14 protein-coding genes and 1 riboswitch are annotated in these 19,432 nt (G+C 48.8%); of the genes, 6 read left to right on the top strand and 8 right to left on the bottom strand.

Annotated features, from left to right (window positions below):
* Positions 1–66 precede the first annotated feature (66 nt).
* A complete protein-coding gene (locus PaeBR_RS21945) occupies positions 67–1,254 on the bottom strand; it encodes a copper amine oxidase N-terminal domain-containing protein (protein ID WP_410512562.1) in 1,188 nt (395 codons plus the stop codon).
* Between the two features lie 189 nt (positions 1,255–1,443).
* Here PaeBR_RS21945 and PaeBR_RS21940 point away from each other — a divergent pair, with 189 nt between their 5' ends.
* Positions 1,444–2,256 (top strand): LuxR C-terminal-related transcriptional regulator, encoded by an 813-nt coding sequence (locus tag PaeBR_RS21940; RefSeq protein ID WP_410512561.1) that lies wholly within the window; start codon positions 1,444–1,446, stop codon positions 2,254–2,256.
* Between the two features lie 937 nt (positions 2,257–3,193).
* Here the strand turns inward: PaeBR_RS21940 and PaeBR_RS21935 are convergent.
* The 4 genes from PaeBR_RS21935 to gcvT all read right to left on the bottom strand — a co-directional run bounded on the left by PaeBR_RS21935 (position 3,194) and on the right by gcvT (position 8,050).
* Complete coding sequence (locus tag PaeBR_RS21935; protein ID WP_410512560.1) at positions 3,194–3,373, bottom strand: hypothetical protein; 180 nt, start codon at positions 3,371–3,373, stop codon at positions 3,194–3,196.
* Positions 3,374–4,122: 749 nt separating this feature from the next.
* Positions 4,123–5,583, bottom strand: coding sequence for an aminomethyl-transferring glycine dehydrogenase subunit GcvPB (gene gcvPB / locus PaeBR_RS21930; RefSeq protein WP_410512559.1), 1,461 nt, complete (start codon positions 5,581–5,583; stop codon positions 4,123–4,125).
* Positions 5,580–6,932, bottom strand: a complete 1,353-nt coding sequence (gene gcvPA, locus PaeBR_RS21925; RefSeq protein ID WP_410512558.1) for an aminomethyl-transferring glycine dehydrogenase subunit GcvPA — start codon at positions 6,930–6,932, stop codon at positions 5,580–5,582. Before gcvPA ends, gcvPB begins: the two co-directional genes overlap by 4 nt.
* A complete protein-coding gene (gene gcvT / locus PaeBR_RS21920; protein WP_410512557.1) occupies positions 6,929–8,050 on the bottom strand; it encodes a glycine cleavage system aminomethyltransferase GcvT in 1,122 nt (373 codons plus the stop codon). The genes gcvPA and gcvT overlap by 4 nt, the downstream gene beginning before the upstream one ends.
* 184 nt (positions 8,051–8,234) lie before the next feature.
* Positions 8,235–8,333, bottom strand: a riboswitch (glycine riboswitch).
* A gap of 182 nt (positions 8,334–8,515) precedes the next feature.
* On the opposite strand from gcvT, the gene gcvH reads away from it, so the two are divergent.
* The gene (gcvH, locus tag PaeBR_RS21915; RefSeq protein ID WP_410512556.1) at positions 8,516–8,908 is read left to right on the top strand and encodes a glycine cleavage system protein GcvH; all 393 of its coding nucleotides are present in this window, start codon (positions 8,516–8,518) and stop codon (positions 8,906–8,908) included.
* Positions 8,909–9,248: 340 nt separating this feature from the next.
* On the opposite strand, the gene PaeBR_RS21910 is transcribed toward gcvH, so the two are convergent.
* Both PaeBR_RS21910 and PaeBR_RS21905 read right to left on the bottom strand, forming a co-directional pair.
* Positions 9,249–10,076, bottom strand: a complete 828-nt coding sequence (locus PaeBR_RS21910; RefSeq protein WP_410512555.1) for a flagellar motor protein MotB — start codon at positions 10,074–10,076, stop codon at positions 9,249–9,251.
* The gene (locus tag PaeBR_RS21905) at positions 10,073–10,858 is read right to left on the bottom strand and encodes a flagellar motor protein (RefSeq protein WP_410512554.1); all 786 of its coding nucleotides are present in this window, start codon (positions 10,856–10,858) and stop codon (positions 10,073–10,075) included. The genes PaeBR_RS21910 and PaeBR_RS21905 overlap by 4 nt, the downstream gene beginning before the upstream one ends.
* 194 nt (positions 10,859–11,052) lie before the next feature.
* Here PaeBR_RS21905 and uvrB point away from each other — a divergent pair, with 194 nt between their 5' ends.
* Both uvrB and uvrA read left to right on the top strand, forming a co-directional pair.
* Positions 11,053–13,044: an excinuclease ABC subunit UvrB gene (gene uvrB / locus PaeBR_RS21900; protein WP_410512553.1), complete on the top strand. Its 1,992-nt coding sequence runs from the start codon at positions 11,053–11,055 to the stop codon at positions 13,042–13,044.
* 405 nt (positions 13,045–13,449) lie between these two features.
* The gene (gene uvrA, locus PaeBR_RS21895) at positions 13,450–16,314 is read left to right on the top strand and encodes an excinuclease ABC subunit UvrA (protein ID WP_410512552.1); all 2,865 of its coding nucleotides are present in this window, start codon (positions 13,450–13,452) and stop codon (positions 16,312–16,314) included.
* Between the two features lie 137 nt (positions 16,315–16,451).
* Here uvrA and PaeBR_RS21890 read toward each other — a convergent pair whose 3' ends face one another.
* Positions 16,452–17,501 carry an oxidoreductase gene (locus PaeBR_RS21890; RefSeq protein WP_410512551.1) on the bottom strand — a complete coding sequence of 350 codons (1,050 nt, stop codon included), beginning with the start codon at positions 17,499–17,501 and terminating at the stop codon, positions 16,452–16,454.
* Between the two features lie 396 nt (positions 17,502–17,897).
* Between PaeBR_RS21890 and PaeBR_RS21885 the strand changes: the two genes are divergently transcribed.
* Both PaeBR_RS21885 and PaeBR_RS21880 read left to right on the top strand, forming a co-directional pair.
* Complete coding sequence (locus tag PaeBR_RS21885; protein ID WP_410512550.1) at positions 17,898–18,110, top strand: DUF2759 family protein; 213 nt, start codon at positions 17,898–17,900, stop codon at positions 18,108–18,110.
* Between the two features lie 149 nt (positions 18,111–18,259).
* Positions 18,260–19,417 carry a S1C family serine protease gene (locus PaeBR_RS21880; protein WP_410512549.1) on the top strand — a complete coding sequence of 386 codons (1,158 nt, stop codon included), beginning with the start codon at positions 18,260–18,262 and terminating at the stop codon, positions 19,415–19,417.
* Positions 19,418–19,432 lie beyond the last annotated feature (15 nt).

Genomic DNA, 19,432 nt, shown 5'->3' with positions numbered 1-19,432 from the left:
GGCCCTCCCTTGGTCATATCAGATGACGAAAGGGAGGGCCTGTTTTCGAATATATTTTACTTTAGTTTATGGAGTTAGTTTGTCGCTTTTGATGAGATAGGTTTCTGCGATCACCCATTTACCTTCTTTTGATTTCTTCAACGTCGTGACGCTTGAAGCCCGGTTATCCTGAAAATCTGGGCCTTTTAATTTCTTTGTCGTTTGGATCATATAGACTGCAGCTTCATTCTCGGTGTAATTGATTATTTTGGAGGATTCAACTGTGAATAATAAATCATACGCTTTAAAGATTTGACTAAAGATCTGTTTGTTCTGTTCGAATTGGGGAGAAGTCGCGTCAAGTGTGGCTAACACGCCATCCAGATTTTCTTCATTGGAATTTTTAATGTGAGCTTGAAGAACGGCAGAAATGCCTTCTTCTTCAGCTTTCGGAACGGTAACCGAAGCTTTCAACATTTCCTCAGGGAGGATATATTGGACTGCGGTGATTTGCAGATTACTGATTTTCCAATTTTGCTCGCCTTCTTTTTTGGTAAGTGTATAGATATACTCCGCTTTATCGTCCAGCTTGAAGGAACCCTTGATTTTATGAGTCGTTTCAATGGTATGAACCGTTGCTTCATTCGGCTGCAAGCTGATAATGTCTAATTGCTCAATCGATGTGGCGAGATCGAATTTCTCTATTTGATCTTTTAATTGAGGGCCAATCTGTGCAAGCGGAGACTTGGGATCAATAAGACTCATAAATCCGTCGTAGTCTTCTTTATTGGAATAGGCGACATAACTGTCAAAGAATGCGGAAATTTCCTTAGGGTCGACGGTTTGTTGTTTAGTAGTGATAGTAACGGTATTACGTTTTGCATCCCAGTTGACGTTACTATTCGTCGATTCGCCTACAAATCGAAGGGGAACGTAAGTGACCTGGTTAATCACTTTTGGAGCGGATGTCAGCTGCTTAATAATGCCATTTACGCTGGCTTTCTTGCTGCCAATTTGCTGTTTGATGATGAGGCCTTCCTTAGTACCTGTAATGGAGCCTGTTTTAGCATCATAGTTCACCTGCAATCCAAGTTTCACAAAAACTGTTCGCAGGGGAAGGAGGATCGTTCCATTATCATTTACGGGTGCACTGCTGGAAAGGTCAAGCTTCTGCTGATCAATCAGGACGGTAATAGGTTGTTCTGCCGCAAATGCAGTTAAGCCAATCGTGCTGGATAAAATAAGGGTTGCTAAAAAACCGGGAATAAATTTCATCGTAGGCTGATCTCCTTTTTTAATGTAATATTCCTGATCTTAATTCAATAAGAGGGCAGTTTATATATACAGCACTGGGTATTTACAGTTAAGAGATTATGTGCTTATTCCGCTCAATAAATATTGAAGGCTATATACAGGGATGATATAATTTAGAAATTCATGGTAACCGGGGAGGGCTTTCTCATTGTGCTGATTACCTCTACAAAGACAAGAACATGGTGTTCACCGGACGATTTGGAAGAAGAGCAGAGGAATTCCTTTCAACCCACTATCGCAGACAACATTGCAATACATAATTATCCTCTGCAAACGCTTATTTTTGCTGGCGATGAGAAGAAGGCCCTCTATCATAAGGCAATGATTGCGTCTATACGCAGGGAAATGGTCAAAATCAGCAGATTTATTTCCATCTCCTTTGTCGTTTTTTTAACGGATGAAGAAGGCAACATTCTTGACTTGGTATGCTCCTCGCCTGATATGCAAGAGGATATGAATAAGGCTGGTCTGAGTCATGGAGTATGTTTGTCCAAACTGTATTCCGGCTTGAACGCCGTATCGCTTGCAATGGAGATGAACTGTATCGGAGTCGTGAGGGGGGAGGAGCATTCGGATTCTGTCTTTAAAAACTGGAACTGTGTATGTGCTCCCCTGCATCTTGACGGCGCAGTACGGGGCTATGTGGATATCTCTTTCAACAGGGGGCAGCAAATCGAATTTGCCATCCCTTTTGTACAGCAGCTGGCGGAGAATGTTACGGACAAGTGGATGGGTCGGAACTCAGATCTGCAGCAATACAGACTGGAAGCCAACCTTCAACATTATAAGCTGACTGCAAGAGAGAAAGAGGTCGCTTGTTTGTGGTTACTGGAAAGAAGTGCGCTGTACATTTCCAATGCGTTAGGAATCAGCGAAGGAACGATACGAAATATGGTTAGGAGCATTTATTCCAAGATGAATGTGAATGACCGGGGACAATTTACTAAAAAACTCTCGAAATAGCTTATCTTATAAAAGATGCGGTTAGTCCCTAAATTTTAGCAGACTTGGGACTAACCGCTCTTTATTTGTTCATACAGAACAGATCATTGCTTATTATATAATGAAGGGTGAAATAGGATGAATAAAAAGAAGATTGTATTCTCAAGCATTTTAGGCATAACTGAATGGTTTATGGAGAGAATTAATGCAAGGATTGATATGGGTGACAACATCACCATTTCCCACTGATCCAACTTTTATACCGGTGATACTCCAAACCAAGAATACCGGATGATACTATTATTGTAGTGAGTGGTTCATGTTTATCCATCATTTTTGTTATTGGCAAATCAGTTAATTCACTCAAAATACCTATTAGTAACCATATAAAATATGCAATAATGAGAGGAAAGATTATCCTTCTTTTCATGGAAAAACAGTCTACGAAAACATTAAATTTACGACAAAAATCTACAACTGTGAAGGTGCTTTCGGGTTTTAAAAAAAGAGACAAAAAGCCATTGCAAAATTTATTGCAAGTATTATTTTTATTGTATTCATTGTTACTCCCTACCCCTCCTTTTCATCTTATAAGTTAGAATTTTCAAAATAATATACAAAGCGTTTCCTACAATTATTAAGAAAGATATTATTGAAAAGATTCTGTTTGAGAAAGTTAGCAGAAATAGCGAAAATAAAAGCAAGAATGGAAGGGTTCTTAAGTATCTTTTGTGAAAAGCTTCAACATTAATTTTCATTCGAATAATCGCTCCTTTTAATAGAAAAGCATGACCTCTTCTAAAGAAGATTCAAGACTAACTAACAAAAATCACGGAGTAAGTCATGAGAATGAAGTAAGATAGGTAATGCCTTAACGCAGCGGAGTTGCCAGCTATATTAATGGATACACGGATAATCACCGCAGTGATCAGGAGCAATATAACAATTATGACTGTCTTTAGAATAGTTTTTCTATTAAAGATCCAAAGCCATAACCCAACTGATAGGTTTGCTGAACAAGACGTGTTGCTCCTTGAATAATATAGGTAATGACATGAACTGTTACGAGCAAAAGAAGTATAATAAATAACGGCCCCATCTTAGAAGCCAGTTTATCCAAATCCTCATTTTTAATCATGTATTCACCTCCCAAATTCTTCTCTCAGGAATGAGTAATCCAAACAAATGAGCAAATAAACCCTTTGCCTGTATCAGCTATAATGACATCTTTTTTTGTTGTTTTGTGGACCACGACATGAGCGATTCCAGGGATAGGAAAGTTTTTAAAGAAAGCTTACTGATTTCCTTTGACTGCTTTCGCAGTGCATCAAGCTTTGTGTCTTTGATATTGCTTTACTATAACTTTAATCAAGAAACCAAAAAGCATGGGGAAAACTAGCTGCACTTCTAATCTCCAGTCCACCGAGTACAAATCTATAACGTCTGCCTTATTTAGTATTATGTATAGTAGGTTGTATAAGTGAAATGATATACTGATAGTAAGCAAAGGAATGATATTCACATTTGTTTTTATAAATCGGCACCCCGCAAAAATCAAGACGGAGTAAGTCATTATAATGAAGAATGCGAAGTTAACATCAAATAGCATTAAAGATGTTAAAGCCATAAGAATGCCTAGTAATAAAGTCAAATTTCCGAGTCGAATGATCATGTGATACTCCTTTCGTATTCGGTGGCTCATAGATAAAGTGTCCAATATATTTTATACGAATGAACTAAGAAAAAAACATCCCTTGCTGTAATTCATTTTCCGAATGGTATGGTATAGCACTTCAATTTTATTGAAAAAGAAGCAGCTAATCCCAAAAGTCTAATTAAAGACTTCTGGATTAGCCGCTTTTAATTTTACCTATTTATCTACTGGGTTCACCCGCAAGAACAATTAAGCACCGGCCTGCGTGCAGCCTGTGTCTCATCCAGACGGCTGATCTCCGTCGTATGTGGTGCATTGATTACAACCTCCGGCGTTTCCTTGGCTTCTTTCACAATCTGGATCATCGTCTCGATGAAGCCGTCCAGCGTCTCCTTGCTTTCCGTCTCCGTAGGCTCAATCATCATGCATTCCTCTACCGTGAGCGGGAAGTACACAGTTGGTGGGTGGTAGCCGAAGTCGAGCAGCCGTTTGGCTACATCCAGCGTGCGGACACCATATGGCTTGAGATTTTTGCCGGACATTACGAATTCATGCTTGCATACGCCCGGATAGGGAATTTCAAAATACGGCGCCAGGCGATGCATCATATAGTTGGCGTTTAATACGGCGTTCTCCGAGACTTCACGCAATCCATCCGGTCCGTAGGTGCGGATATAGGCGTAGGCGCGGACGAGAATGCCGAAGTTGCCGTAAAAAGCTTTGACGCGCCCGATCGATTCCGGGCCGCCGGAGTCGAGTGAGAAGCTGCCGTCCTCGTTCTTGGCTACGGTAGGCTGGGGCAGGAAAGGAATGAGTCTGGCTTTTACGCCGACAGGCCCGGATCCGGGGCCACCGCCGCCGTGCGGGGTGCTCATCGTCTTATGCAGGTTCAAATGCACAACGTCAAAGCCCATATCGCCGGGGCGGGTAATCCCCATGATGGCGTTGGAGTTCGCTCCATCGTAATAGAGCAAACCGCCTGCTTCGTGCACGATAGCGGCAATCTCCACGATTTGCGTCTCGAACAATCCTAATGTGCTGGGGTTGGTCAGCATCAGAGCAGCTGTATCACCGCCGACGGCTGCTTTTAACGCCGCGAGATCAACCATCCCTTTATCGTTGGATGGGATCGTTACGGTGTCCAGTCCGGCGGCAGCGGCACTGGCCGGATTGGTTCCGTGCGAGGAATCCGGCACGATGACTTTGGTCCGGGTCTCGCCGCGGCTCTCATGGTATGCGCGGATCATCATCAGGCCGGTCCATTCGCCGTGAGCACCTGCGGCAGGCTGGAGGGAGACGGCATCCATGCCGGTTAAGGCAGCCAGATCTTTTTGCAGCGTGTACATCAGTTCAAGTGCTCCCTGGATGCTCTCCTCCGGTTGGTACGGGTGAATCTTGGCCAGGCCGGGGAAGCGGGCCACATCCTCATTGATCTTCGGGTTATATTTCATCGTACAGGAACCGAGTGGATAAAAGCCATTGTCTACACCGAAGTTGCGGCGGGAAAGGGAGGTGTAGTGGCGGATGACATCTACCTCGGATACTTCCGGCAAAACCACAGGCTGGCTGCGCAGCAGTCCTTCCGGGATCAGCGACTCTATGCTCTCATCCTGCGGCACATCGCACTGAGGCAGGGAATAGGCCGAGCGTCCGGGGCGGCTCAGTTCAAAAATCAGACTTTGTTCCGGTTTCATACACAGCCCTCCAGTGCGCTTGCGAATTGATCGATCTCTGACTTGCTTCTTTTTTCGGTTACGGCAATGAGCATATGTCCGGCAAGCTCGGGATAATCCCGGCCCAGATCGTAGCCGCCGAGATAACCTTCCTTAAGCAGCCTGGAATTTACGGCACTCACGCTGCTTCCTTCCGGGAGCTTGATGACGAATTCATTAAAGAACGGGGCGGAGAAGGTATGTTCTGCACCGCTTAACTCCCCAAGCTTCGCGGCAGCATAATGGCTCTTGCGGATATTGAGCTCCCCGACTTCACGCATGCCTTCCTTGCCCATAACAGACAAGTAGACGGAAGCGCAAAGCGCCAGCAGCGCCTGGTTGGAGCAAATGTTGGACGTGGCCTTTTCGCGGCGGATATGCTGTTCCCGGGCTTGAAGGGTTAGCACGAAGCCTCGTTTGCCGCTCCGATCCACCGTCTGGCCGACGATACGGCCCGGCATGCGGCGCATCAGAGGCTCGGCTACCGCGAAGAAGCCGCAGGTTGGACCGCCGAGGGAAGCCGGAATGCCGAGCGGCTGGGCATCGCCGACAACAATATCGGCACCGAGCTTGCCCGGGGCTTCCAGTACGCCGAGAGCAATCGGGTTGGCGCTGACGACAAGTAATCCTTTAACGGCATGAATTAACGGCTCAATTGCGCCAACATCCTCGATGCAGCCAAAAAAGTTAGGCGACTGTACCAACACTGCAGCTGTATCACCATCAATTGCTGCAGCAAGCTTTGTCAGATCAGTAACTCCGTCTTTACAGTCAATTTCCACGACATCCAGTCCCCAGGCATTGGCTGAAGTGCGGAGCACCTGCCGAGCTTCCGGATGGACCGTGCGGGAGACGATCAGTTTTTTGCGTTTCGTGGCACCGGCTGCGAGAACCGCTGCTTCAGAGAAAGCTGTGGCGCCATCGTACATGCTGGCATTCGCTACCTTCATACCGGTCAGTTCACAGATGTAGGATTGGAATTCGAAGATGGCCTGCAGCTCACCCTGGCTGATCTCCGGCTGGTAAGGTGTATATGCGGTATAGAATTCAGAGCGGGAAATCACATGGTTAATGACCACCGGGATGTGATGATCATACAATCCGGCGCCGAGGAAGCTCGCATGCGTATCGAAGTCGGCGTTTTTGTCAGCCAGTTGTTTCATATGTCGCAGCAATGCGTATTCATCAAGTGCCTCAGACATGGGCATCGTTCCTTGATAACGCACAGCTTGGGGAATATCGGAGAACAGCTCATCTATGGACTGAATACCAACCGTTTCCATCATCTCTATGCGGTCCTGTTCTGTCATCGGCAGATAACGGTGCTTCATTGCGGCTTCACTCCTTGGATTTTTTTGTAAAAAGGGGCTTTGACCACGACAGATTTCAACTGCTTGCCGCGAATCTCCACATAAACCTCTGTACCTATTTCACTATAGGCGGCATCCAGCAGCGCCAATCCGAGATTGCGCTTCAGCGTCGGGGATTGGGTTCCGGTTGTGACCTCCCCGATCGTGACTCCATTTGCATACACTGGATAATGGGAGCGCGGAATGCCCCGGTCAATCATTTCCAGTCCCACGAGTCGGCGGGGGAGACCGGCCGCTTTCTGCTGCAGGAGCGCACCCCGGCCGATGAAATCTTCTTTGTCCAGCTTCACGAAGAACTGCATGCCTGCTTCAAGAGGTGTAATATCTGCTGACAATTCTTGGCCGTATAATGGCAGCTTGGCTTCAAAACGCAGCGTATCGCGTGCGCCAAGTCCAGCAGGCGTCAGCCCGTGCGGAACACCAGCCGCCAGCAGTCCGTTCCACAGCGTCTCCGCAGTATTCAGCGGTGCGTAGATTTCAAAGCCGTCCTCGCCGGTATATCCGGTGCGGGAGAGGAGAACCTCAGCGCCGCAGACTGTGGCTCGTTCGATGAAGTGGAAAGGCTTCAGCTCCGCGAGAGGCGCAGTGGTAACTGTGGCAAGAATCGTCTCGGCCAAAGGGCCTTGCAGCGCCAGCAGTAAGGTCTCGTCAGAAACATTAGTAAGGGATACATCCTCACCTGACGGAAGGTGCTCCTGCAGCCACTGAAAATCCTTGTCGATGTTGGAGGCATTCACAACGAGCATATATCGGCCTTCACCGAGGCGGTATACGAGAAGATCATCCACGACACCGCCGTCCGGGTAACACATCAGCGTGTATTGAGCTCCGCCGTCCGTGAGACGGGTGACATCGTTAGTCGTCATCTTTTGGATAAAAGCTTCCGCTCCTGCCCCTGTTACCATGAACTCGCCCATATGCGATACATCGAAGAGACCGGCGCTTTGCCGCACCGCCTCATGTTCCTTCACGATACCTGTAAACTGCACCGGCAGCTCCCAGCCGCCGAAATCAATGCATCTGGACTCCGGAAAAGCGGAGTAGAGGTCATAAAAAGGTGTTCTTTTCAAAGCATCCATGTCGTCACTCCCCTTGGTCTGATTCCATACGAAAAAGGACAGACGGAAGACAGATATGCATCATCGCATAACTTGATCTTCCGCTCTGTCCTTTGTACCTGAGAGTTACCCTGCCTGACAAGACTGGCAGGTTTCCCCGTTGGTGACCGGGCGCCTAAGTAACGCCTGATGCTCTCCAGAGATGCGTCCGGCAAAGGTCCTTTTGCCTGAGAGATTCACCCTTCGCAGAGCTTACTCCTTCGGCGCCGTCTTCCAGTGAGACAGTCTCTCCCTATGCCATCATTCGCAAAACGTATTATTTTCTATGTATCCATTAAAACGGGTATGTAGTCTCACTGTCAACCAAAAAACGTCAAAAAGATGACAAATTTAATTTTCCTGTCAGTTATATTGACACGATGAGGGGCGATAACTTAGTCTATAACTAATTTTACAACTCCAAATTTGGAAAAGAGGCGGCATGGGATGAGTGAGGTGTTAGACAACCTGCTATACAGCGAGGAACACGAATGGGCACAGCAGGCAGAAGGACGGGTTGTACGTATAGGGATTACAGATCATGCCCAGCATTTGCTCGGTGATATCGTGTTCGTGGAGTTTCCTGAACTTGGTACGGCAATAACCGCCGGAGACAGCGTAGGCAGCATAGAATCCGTGAAGACGGTATCTGAATTATATTCCCCGGTTTCGGGAACGGTGACCAAGATTAACGATGCACTCGAGGCCAGTCCGGAGCTTATTAACGACCAGCCTTACGGCGGGGGATGGATTTTTGAAGTAGAAATCGAAGGCGAGCTTGCCGACGCTGCGGCAGGGCTGCTTGATGCTGCTGCTTATCGTGAACTGGTTGGAGAATAACTAACTATTACGACACATAAGTAATGCATATCGACAGGACTTATAGGAGGATAATCCTCTGCAAGTCCTGTTTTTTCGTTATTACCCCATGATAAATTGTAGAAAAAAGTAGCATTTAAAGGAATATAGCGAAAAAGTGTATAGAAAAATACTGAATAATACTATTGACTGATACTGGCCATATTCTTCAATACCACTGAGCGAGCTCAAATCCTGAATTGGTTCGAAATCCTGCACGTTGTGCAACAATTCAGCGAATAAACGCTTGAAGAGGGTTGAAATCCTGCATGTCGTACATCGCGCGAGCTAGGACTCTCGACTAACTTAGGTTTATACTCTACTATTCCTCCTGCAGCTGACGCAGCACAATAATCTCAACCCGGCGGTTTTTCTGCCGTCCGGTTTCCGTTGAATTATCAGCGGCGGGCCGGGTATCGGCATATCCTGCATATTGGAACTCTTTTGGGTTCAGACCCTGCTTTTCCAGAAAAAAGCGCAGTACAGACAGCGCACGTGCACCGGACAGCTCCCAGTTGTCCTTATAAGCAGAAGACAATACCGGTGTATTGTCGGTATGGCCTTCAATGCTGATCACAGCGCCGATCCCGCCAAATAAACCGGACAGCTTGCGGAGAGCAGGAAGAGAAGGGGCTTTTAGAGCAGCATCCCCCACGTCGAACAGAAAACGGTCACTCAAGGTAATGGCAATGCCCTGCGGCTTGTCTTCTACAAATATCTGATCTCCCAGATTGTTATCCTGCACATATTTCTTGATGACTCCCATTAGCTCGCCAAGCCGCGCCTCCTGTTCCTTGAAAGCCAGTTCGCGTGCTGAAGGCTCTGCTGACCCGTTCGAACCCTCTCCACTTCTAGCACCTGTACCGTTACCCGCAGACTGCCCCGAGGCTCCTGATTCTGCTGTCGGAGTTTTCCCTTGACTGGAGTCGAGAACACCATTTCCACCGTCCAGCACAGAATTTCCGGAGTGGAAAGACTGCGACAATGAATCGGTGACAATCCCATATTTGGCTCCATCCAGACTGCTCATTGCATACAAGATGACGAAAAAAATCAACAATAATGTAATTAGGTCCGCATAGGTAATCATCCAGCGATCACGGATTTCCTGTCCGGTGATTCGTGTTTTTCTTCGGCCCCGCTGTCTCATGAGAGACCTCTTTTGTTATCTGCCATGTCTTCGGAGTGGGAGTCGGTGACAAAGGAGGCCAGCTTTTTGCGAACCAGCAGGGGATGCTCCCCGTTCTGCAGGGCAAGGATGCCGACAAGCAGCATTTCCAAGGACTGTATACGGCTCTGGCTGCGCGATTTGATTTTGGAGGCAATGGGTAAAAAAATAAGATTAGCACTGGCAACGCCATATAGTGTAGCGGTAAAAGCAACAGCGATAGAAGGACCTAGCTGAGATGGGTCCGTAAGATTGCCCAAAACACGGATAAGGCCCATTACCGTACCGATAATGCCCATGGTGGGCGCATACCCTCCGGCGGCTTCAAAGATCTTGGTATAACCTTCATATTTCAACTCCACAGCATCCATTTCGAGCTCAAGAATCTGCCGGACCTGGTCTGGATCGGTGCCGTCAACAATCAACTGCAGTCCCTCACGGGTAAAATGGTGGGGATGCTCTTCCGCTTTCTGCTCCAATGCAAGAACACCAGCGCGGCGCGTGATGGCCGCCATGGCAATAATCTCTTCCGCCTTTTCTTCCATATTCTCCGTGCTTCGCCCAAAGGCCATCCGAAGTGCGGCGGGGATGGTACGCAGCTTGGCTGCAGGGAAACTGATCAAAACCGCGGCAAATGTACCGCCAAAAACAATTAAAGCGGCGTTGAGCTGCAGTAAGCCCGTAAGGCTTCCTCCTTCCCAGAAGAAGCCTCCGATTATGGCGGCCAGTCCGGCCAGTATGCCGATTATTGAGGTAATATCCATATTTCGTGCTCCTATTCTGAACTATATTATGGTTTGCATCGTTCCGGGCAACAATGTATAATGAACGGGAACAAGTATTCTTATATTGTATATTTTTCACTATCGTATGGAGAGTGTGAAATAAGACAACAATTGAATAAAGGCTCTATATTAATATATTAAACTATTTTAGAGTATTGAGGGGAGACGGGCAAATGAGTGATCTTGTCATCAGTAAGCAGACTTTTGATCTGCAGTCCGAATATACACCCCAGGGCGATCAGCCTCATGCCATAGAGGAATTATTACAAGGCATCCGGGAGGGCAAGAAGCACCAGACGCTGCTGGGAGCGACAGGTACGGGCAAGACCTTTACCATCGCGCAGATGATTTCCAAGCTTAACCGTCCGACGCTCGTTATTGCGCATAACAAAACCTTGGCCGCGCAGCTGGCGAGTGAGTTCAAGGACTTTTTTCCTAATAATTCGGTAGACTATTTTGTCAGCTACTATGACTACTATCAGCCGGAGGCGTATATTCCGTCCTCCGATACCTATATCGAGAAGGATTCCAGTATCAATGAAGAGATTGACAAGCTGCGTCACTCTGCGACCAGTTCATTGTTTGAACGGCGCGATATTATTATTGTAGCAAGCGTATCCTGTATCTACGGCCTGGGATCACCGCAAGAGTACGGCAGTTTACTGCTGTCGCTGCGTGTAGGAATGGAGAAGCCTCGCAGCCAGATTCTAAGCCGGCTTGTCGATATCCAGTATCAGCGCAACGATATTAACTTTGTGCGCGGTACTTTTCGTGTGCGCGGGGATGTGGTAGAGATTTTCCCGGCATCCCAAGGGGAGCATGCGATTCGTGTAGAATTGTTCGGCGATGAGATTGAGCGGATTACAGAGATTGATGTTCTGACCGGTGAATTGATCGGGGAACGCGATCATGTCGCTATTTTTCCGGCGTCGCACTTTGTCACCAAAGAAGAGACGATGCGTGTGGCGCTTGTCAACATTGAACGTGAACTGGAAGAGCGGCTGGCTGTGCTTCGTGATGCAGGCAAGCTTTTGGAGGCGCAGCGTCTGGAGCAGCGGACACGTTATGATATCGAGATGATGAAGGAAGTCGGCTTCTGTTCAGGGATCGAGAACTATTCCGGACCGCTTACGTTCCGTGAGCCGGGAGCAACCCCATATACACTTATGGACTATTTTCCGGATGATATGCTTATCGTTATTGATGAATCCCATGTAACACTGCCGCAAATACGTGCGATGTACAATGGTGACCGGGCGCGCAAAACGGTTCTGGTTGAGCATGGCTTCCGCCTCCCATCCGCGCTTGATAATCGGCCGCTGCAATTTGAAGAGTTCGAAGAAAAAGTAAAGCAGATCGTCTATGTATCGGCTACGCCGGGACCGTACGAAATGGAGCATTGCGACACTATGGTCCAGCAAATCATCCGTCCAACTGGTCTCTTGGACCCTATTATCGAGGTTCGTCCGACCGAAGGTCAGATCGATGATCTGATCGGCGAGATTCGTGCCCGGATTGATCGGGATGAGCGTGTACTGGTTACAACCCTGACGAAGAAAATGTCCGAGGACCTGACCGATTACCTTAAGGAAATCGGTATCAAGGTGCGTTATTTACATTCTGACATCAAGACACTGGAACGAATGGCGATCCTGCGTGATCTGCGACTGGGGACCTTCCACGTGCTCATCGGCATTAACTTGCTGAGAGAAGGACTGGATTTACCGGAAGTATCCCTGGTAGCTATTCTCGATGCTGATAAGGAAGGCTTCCTCCGCTCGGAGCGGTCATTAATTCAGACGATTGGCCGTGCTGCCCGTAACTCTGAGGGCCGAGTGCTGCTGTACGGCGACAAGATCACGGACTCCATGGAGAAGGCGATGAGTGAAACCCGCCGCCGCCGTGAGCTGCAGATCGCGTATAATGAGAAGCATGGAATAACACCGACAACAATTAATAAAAAAGTGCGCGAAATCATCGAAGCGACGAAAGTCGCGGAATCCAAAGCCGATTACCTTACAGGCGTCGGCGGCAAGTTGAATAAGAAAGACCGTCAGAGCCTGATGCAGCGTCTGGAAGCCGAAATGAAAGACGCCGCCAAGAATCTGCAGTTCGAACGCGCCGCCGAGCTGCGTGATGCTCTGCTGGAGTTGCGGGCCGAGTAAGCAAGCCGTTAGCGATTCCCGCAGGGAGAGCGCTTCTAGGCACGCAGTAGCCACATAAACGCCGAATTAGTGTTTAAAAGTTAGCGATTCCCGCAGGGAGAGCGCTTCTGCGCACGAAGTATCAAATAACCGCACATCACCGCACTAATTCTTTAAAAGTTAGCGTATCCCGCAGGGAGAGCGCTTCTGCGAACGCAGCAGCACAACAACGCTCCGTAGGCAGCGCCCAAAGTTCAAGCGGTCCCGTAAGGGACAAGCGCTCCCGGCACTTAAGTATCTAAATACCGTCCCCCCCCCCGTCTCCTTAGTCACTTCATTTGCGGGTGTCCAGAGGGTGCAACCCTTGGGGCCCTCCCTTGGCTAAGGGAGGGTTTGGGAGGGATCGAAAAGAAGGAGATGTTACCGTTGGCGATCGAAAACATAGTAATTAAAGGCGCGAGGGCGCACAATCTAAAAAACATTGACGTGACGATACCCCGTGACCGCTTCGTCGTGCTGACGGGACTGAGCGGTTCGGGCAAGTCCTCGCTCGCGTTCGACACCATTTATGCGGAAGGGCAGCGGCGTTATGTAGAATCACTATCGGCTTATGCGCGCCAGTTTTTGGGACAAATGGAGAAGCCGGATGTCGATTCTATAGAGGGCTTGTCACCGGCGATATCTATCGATCAGAAGACAACGAGCCGCAACCCGCGCTCTACAGTCGGGACGGTTACCGAGATCTATGACTATTTGCGGTTGCTTTTTGCCCGGGTGGGTCATCCGCACTGTCCGGAGCATGGGATTGAAATCACCTCCCAGACCGTGGAGCAAATGGTCGACCGTATTATGCAGTACCCCGAGAAGACCCGGCTGCAAATTCTTGCACCCATTATTTCGGGACGCAAAGGGGAGCATAAGGGGCTTTTCTCTGATATCTCCAAGCAAGGTTTTGTTCGTGTACGCGTAGACGGCGAGCAGCGGGATTTATCGGAAGAGATTGAGCTTGAAAAAAACAAAAAACACACGATTGAGGTAGTTGTGGACCGTATTGTCATTAAGGATGATGTGGAGACCCGGCTGACCGATTCACTGGAGACAGCGCTCAAGCTGTCCGGCGGACAAATTATCGTTGATATCATAGGCCAGGAAGAGCTTTTGTTCAGTGCAAGCTTTGCTTGTCCGGTATGCGGATTCAGTATAGAAGAGCTTGCACCGCGCATGTTCTCTTTTAACAGCCCGTTTGGTGCCTGCCCGGAATGTGACGGACTCGGAGTGAAAATGGTGGTCGATCCTGACTTGCTAATTCCAGACGCCGAGAAATCCATTTCGGATGGTGCTTTTCTGGCCTGGACCGGCAGCACATCGAACTACTATCCGCAGTTTCTGAAATCGGTCTGTGAACACTTCAAGATTCCACAGGATGTCCCGGTAAGCGCGTTAACACCGGAGCAGATGAACAAGCTGCTGCATGGCACAGGCAGCGAGAAGATACGCTTCCGCTACGAGAATGATTTTGGCCAGAAGAAGGATGCGATGGTAGCCTTTGAAGGGATTATTCCGAATCTGGAGCGCCGGTACCGTGAGACCGCTTCTGAGGGTATCCGTGAATTTATCGAAGGCTTCATGAGCGCTAAGCCGTGCCATGTATGTAAAGGCAAACGCCTGAAGAAAGAGATTCTGGCCGTGACGATTAACAAACAGCATATTGCTGACGTTACGGATCTTTCGATTGGGGATTGCCAGCGGTTCTTTGAGAGTCTCGAATTGAGTGAAAAGGAAACGGCAATTGCCAACCTTATCCTTAAAGAGATTTGCAGCCGTCTTGGCTTCCTGGTGAATGTAGGACTGGATTATTTAACACTGAGCCGTGCAGCAGGCACATTGTCCGGCGGTGAAGCGCAGCGGATCCGATTGGCGACCCAGATTGGTTCCAGTCTGATGGGTGTGCTGTATATTTTGGATGAGCCAAGTATCGGTCTGCACCAGCGGGATAACGACCGCCTTATTTCCACCCTGGCACATATGAGGGATTTGGGCAACACGCTGATTGTAGTGGAGCATGATGAGGATACGATGATGGCTGCCGATTATATTATTGATATCGGTCCGGGTGCGGGGATCCACGGTGGACAGGTGATTGCACAGGGAACACCGGAAGAGATCATGAAGGATCCGAACTCGTTGACCGGCGAGTATTTAAGCGGACGCAAGTTTATCCCGGTAACCTCCAAGCGGCGGGCAACCGATGACCGGTGGCTGGAAATTCGCGGCGCGAAGGAGAATAACCTCAAGAACGTGAATGTCAAGATTCCAATGGGCGTCTTTACCGCAGTGACGGGAGTATCCGGTTCCGGTAAATCCTCTCTCGTGAATGAGATTTTGTACAAGAGTCTCGCCCGTCAATTGAATAAGGCAGTCAAGGTCCGTCCCGGTCTCCATAAGGAAATTCGCGGACTGGAGCATTTGGACAAGGTTATTGATATCGACCAATCCCCGATTGGCCGTACCCCCCGTTCCAATCCGGCAACCTACACCGGTGTGTTCGACGATGTACGGGACTTATTCTCCAAGACGAATGAAGCGAAGGTCCGCGGCTTCCAGAAGGGACGCTTCAGCTTCAACGTGAAGGGCGGACGCTGCGAGGCCTGCCGCGGAGACGGGATTATCAAGATTGAAATGCACTTCCTGCCGGACGTTTATGTTCCATGCGAGGTATGTAAGAGCAAGCGTTATAACCGTGAAACGCTTGAAGTGAAATATAAAGGAAAAAACATTTCCGATGTTCTGGAGATGACAGTGGAGGATGCAACGGAGTTCTTCAAGAACATACCGCGCATCCACCGCAAGATGCAGACGCTGCTCGATGTTGGCCTCGGCTACATAAAGCTGGGCCAGCCGGGAACAACGTTATCCGGGGGCGAGGCGCAGCGGGTGAAGCTTGCTTCAGAACTGTATCGCCGCAGCACAGGCAAAACGCTCTATATTCTGGATGAACCGACAACCGGTCTGCATGTGGATGATATCGGCCGCTTGCTGGAAGTGCTTCACCGCTTGGTTGATTCGGGAGAATCCGTACTCGTTATAGAGCATAATCTGGATGTGATTAAGACAGCGGATTACATTATCGATATGGGACCGGAAGGCGGCAGCGGTGGGGGAACTGTTCTTGCCACAGGCACACCGGAACAGCTGGTGAAGGTGGAGGCATCTTATACAGGCAGGTACCTGAAGCCGGTGCTGACCCGTGATACGGAGCGTACCGAGGCGCTTGAGCTCCAGACCTTGTAAGTAAGAAGCTTAAACTTGCGGATATCTATAAATAACACAAAAGAGCCATGGCACTTGCCCTGGCTCTTTTGGTTTTTAGGGGTAAGTACGCCTATCCTATTAGGCTTCGCAAGTAAGTATTCAGGCACCTTATCGTGTTACAGGTGAAAAGGGACGCTGCGCTGCTCGTCGCTGCTAAGCCGGGCGCATTCAATAACGGCGATGACATTCAGAGCGTCTTCGGCGCTGACCGGGGAGGGAGCACCGGAGACAATTGAATTATATATGCCTTCATAGTAGGAGTGGTAACGGCCCGGAACCGTGTGAATGGTCTCTTTAAGAGTCAGTCCGTTTTTGTTCTCCCAGACGAGAGTTCCAAAATTCTCCTCACGGTCTTCCCCATAGTAGGGGCTGCCTGGCCCTCCTCCGCCTTTTAATGTCTCCTCCTGCGAATCGATGCCGTACTTGCTGAAGCTGCCTTTATCGCCATGAACTAGAAAATGCGGCCCTGGCTCCTTCACCAGCATGCCGGAGTGCAGAATGACGCGAAGCCGCTCATATTTCAGAGTGATGTGAAAATAATCATCAGCCTGGGCTCCCTCACGCTGAGACAGTATATCACCTGTGACCGATTGTGGTTTGCCGAACAGGACAAGCGCCTGATCGATCAGATGTGCGCCCAGATCATACAGCAGACCCGCACCCGGAATCCCCCGTTCTCTCCAGCGGTCACGCACCTCGCGGCGATAGCGGTCATAATGTGCCTCATATGTGAAGATTCGGCCTAGTCTGCCAGAGCTGATGATATCCTGCAGCGTAAGAAAATCATTATCCCAGCGGCGGTTATGATACACGCTAAGCAGAACGCCTTTACTGCGGGCGAGCTGAATCAGCTGCTCCCCCTCCTTGTAAGTCAGGACAAAGGGTTTCTCTACCACAACGTGTTTACCCGCTTCCAAAGCCTCCTTGGCCAGCGGGAAGTGAGCTTCGTTGGGGGCAGTGATAATAACAAGATCTACATCCTTGCGCTGGATGAGAGCAGAGGGCTCGATTTCCACTACAGCATCCGGCAAATCCCTTGTGACCAATTCAGGCTTGGAGGAGGATACTGCCGAAATACGGAAGCCGTTTATAGCACCCAGCAGGGGGGCATGGAATGTAGATGCGGAAAACCCGTATCCGATCAGGCCGACTCGAACGATGTGCATACCTTTCAGCTCCTTAAACATTCTGGAAATATAATTCAAATCTGATTGTACAGCAAACAGTGTCGCCAGGGCAAAATGGGCCCGACCCAGCAGGTATGAAGGAAAGTGGCGAAAAAGGCATAAGTGGAGCATGTCCGTCGTAAGATTCAAAGAGAACCAAATCGTCTCCTGATCGCTCCTTGATAATTCAATATACTCCTTAGCTCAATGATTTATATCATGATAAACAACGATTTTTTGGTGTTCATAAATATTTTTTGCGACAAATACATAATTTTTGAGAGTTTTCTATTGCGCGACTGAAATGGTGACGCTAACATATAAGGTGAGGAAACATGAGAACCATGAAAGAGATAAAGCGAGCTTGCCTGACAAACTTTTTGAGGAGGTAACGCCATGCTGCTTGCAGAAGCCGTTGCACAAGAAGCGCCCAAGTTGTTTCATACTTTTGATGTATTCATGATTCTCTTTACCATTCTTATCTTTATCGGAGTGATCAGACTGCTTAAGGCCCCACAGAAAAATAAATTTGCCATCGGCTTTGGCGTAGTGAGCCTGCTTGTCTTTCTTATTTCCGACTATGCGATGGTTATGAACTGGTTAAGTTAATTCAGCAATAGCTGAAGGAGCTGCACAAGGGCGACAACTTTAAAGCTGTACATCCAAAAGACACCTTTACCGCTGCGGGCGAATGAAGGCGTCTTTTTTGTAAATAGGATAAAGAGAGGGTCCGGTGAAGGCGGATGAAAAGGGGCGGAATGATGGGGAAGAAGGCCTCCGGCCTGTTGTTATGCGGATTGCTGTTCTGCGCATTATGGACGGGAAGTGTATCGGCGGATAACGCTCAAGCTAAGGGAGGGGCAGTGACGGATCAGAACGCAGCCCGGGCGATGATTCGTGAAGTGGCAAGCACATCTGCCGCCGCCGGAAAAAAGAAAAGTGCTTCATCCGTAGAAGATCCTGTCCCGCAGATTATCAAGGAGGTCTCTCCTTCCGTAGTCGGCATAATCGGTAAAACCTCCGGGGAACGCCAGAAAGGACTGGATGACCGCTACAATCTGACACATGGCTCCGGCGTGATCGTGAAGAGCAACGGCTGGATTATCACCAATGCCCATGTAGTCGAGGATCTGCAAAATACGATTGTTGTAACCTCCGATGGCAAGTCTTACAGCATTACAGATACGTATCTGGATGAGTTCAGTGATCTGGCGCTGATCAAAATCAATGCGTCAAAACTTCAGCCCGCTAAGCTCGCGAAGTCTGCTACCTATGCCCGTGTAGGCGAGAAAGTCATTGCTATTGGAACGCCCATTTCCTTTGCGCTGCGGAATTCTGCAACAACAGGTGTAATTAGCGGACTTGGCCGAACCGTCGATGCATCTTACCGCCTGATTCAGAGTGATACAGCGATCAATCCCGGCAACAGCGGGGGACCGCTTATCAATATGAAAGGTGAAGTGCTGGGCATTAACAGCTTGAAATATTCAGCGGTCGGAGTAGAAAATATGGGCTTTGCCATCCCCGCAGAGACGGTTCAGTACATCATGAACCAGCTGTTCAAATATGGTGAGGTCCGGCGTCCGAGCCTGGGGCTGGAGCTGGAGGGAAGCTGGTCCAGTCTGGTGGGTCTTCCAACGGATGAGCCGTTAACCGTAACCAAGGTGACATCTGCCGGAGCCCGCAAGGCCGGCATTTCCGAGGGCGATGTTTTATACAGTATTGACGGTCACCGGGTCACCTCAACGGTGGATATCAATGAGCTGTTCAAGGAATATACTCCGGGGAGGGTGGTGCGGCTGGTTATGCAAAGTGATGGAGATATCGTTGTCCGCAAGCTGGTGCTGGGCCAGGGTGATCCTGTGGTCGGCGGAGAAGGCAATGAAACGGAAGAGAATGGACTGCCGGAAGAGTAACGATGATCTGAAACA

Source organism: Paenibacillus sp. BR2-3 (assembly GCF_046529485.1).
In the GTDB taxonomy this organism is placed as follows: Bacteria; Bacillota; Bacilli; order Paenibacillales; family Paenibacillaceae; genus Paenibacillus_AQ.
Note: the sequence above shows the minus strand (reverse complement) of the source record. Positions and strands in the feature narration are given on the sequence as shown.

Bases quoted from the DNA above. Each gene is read 5' to 3' on its own strand.
- gcvPB (WP_410512559.1), bottom strand. From the start codon at position 5,583: ATGAAACCGGAACAAAGTCTGATTTTTGAACTGAGCCGCCCCGGACGC.
- PaeBR_RS21880 (WP_410512549.1), top strand. From the start codon at position 18,260: ATGATGGGGAAGAAGGCCTCCGGCCTGTTGTTATGCGGATTGCTGTTC.
- PaeBR_RS21885 (WP_410512550.1), top strand. From the start codon at position 17,898: ATGCTGCTTGCAGAAGCCGTTGCACAAGAAGCGCCCAAGTTGTTTCAT.
- gcvH (WP_410512556.1), top strand. From the start codon at position 8,516: ATGAGTGAGGTGTTAGACAACCTGCTATACAGCGAGGAACACGAATGG.
- PaeBR_RS21890 (WP_410512551.1), bottom strand. From the start codon at position 17,501: ATGCACATCGTTCGAGTCGGCCTGATCGGATACGGGTTTTCCGCATCT.
- uvrB (WP_410512553.1), top strand. From the start codon at position 11,053: ATGAGTGATCTTGTCATCAGTAAGCAGACTTTTGATCTGCAGTCCGAA.
- PaeBR_RS21910 (WP_410512555.1), bottom strand. From the start codon at position 10,076: ATGAGACAGCGGGGCCGAAGAAAAACACGAATCACCGGACAGGAAATC.
- gcvT (WP_410512557.1), bottom strand. From the start codon at position 8,050: ATGGATGCTTTGAAAAGAACACCTTTTTATGACCTCTACTCCGCTTTT.
- PaeBR_RS21935 (WP_410512560.1), bottom strand. From the start codon at position 3,373: ATGATTAAAAATGAGGATTTGGATAAACTGGCTTCTAAGATGGGGCCG.
- gcvPA (WP_410512558.1), bottom strand. From the start codon at position 6,932: ATGAAGCACCGTTATCTGCCGATGACAGAACAGGACCGCATAGAGATG.
- PaeBR_RS21905 (WP_410512554.1), bottom strand. From the start codon at position 10,858: ATGGATATTACCTCAATAATCGGCATACTGGCCGGACTGGCCGCCATA.
- PaeBR_RS21945 (WP_410512562.1), bottom strand. From the start codon at position 1,254: ATGAAATTTATTCCCGGTTTTTTAGCAACCCTTATTTTATCCAGCACG.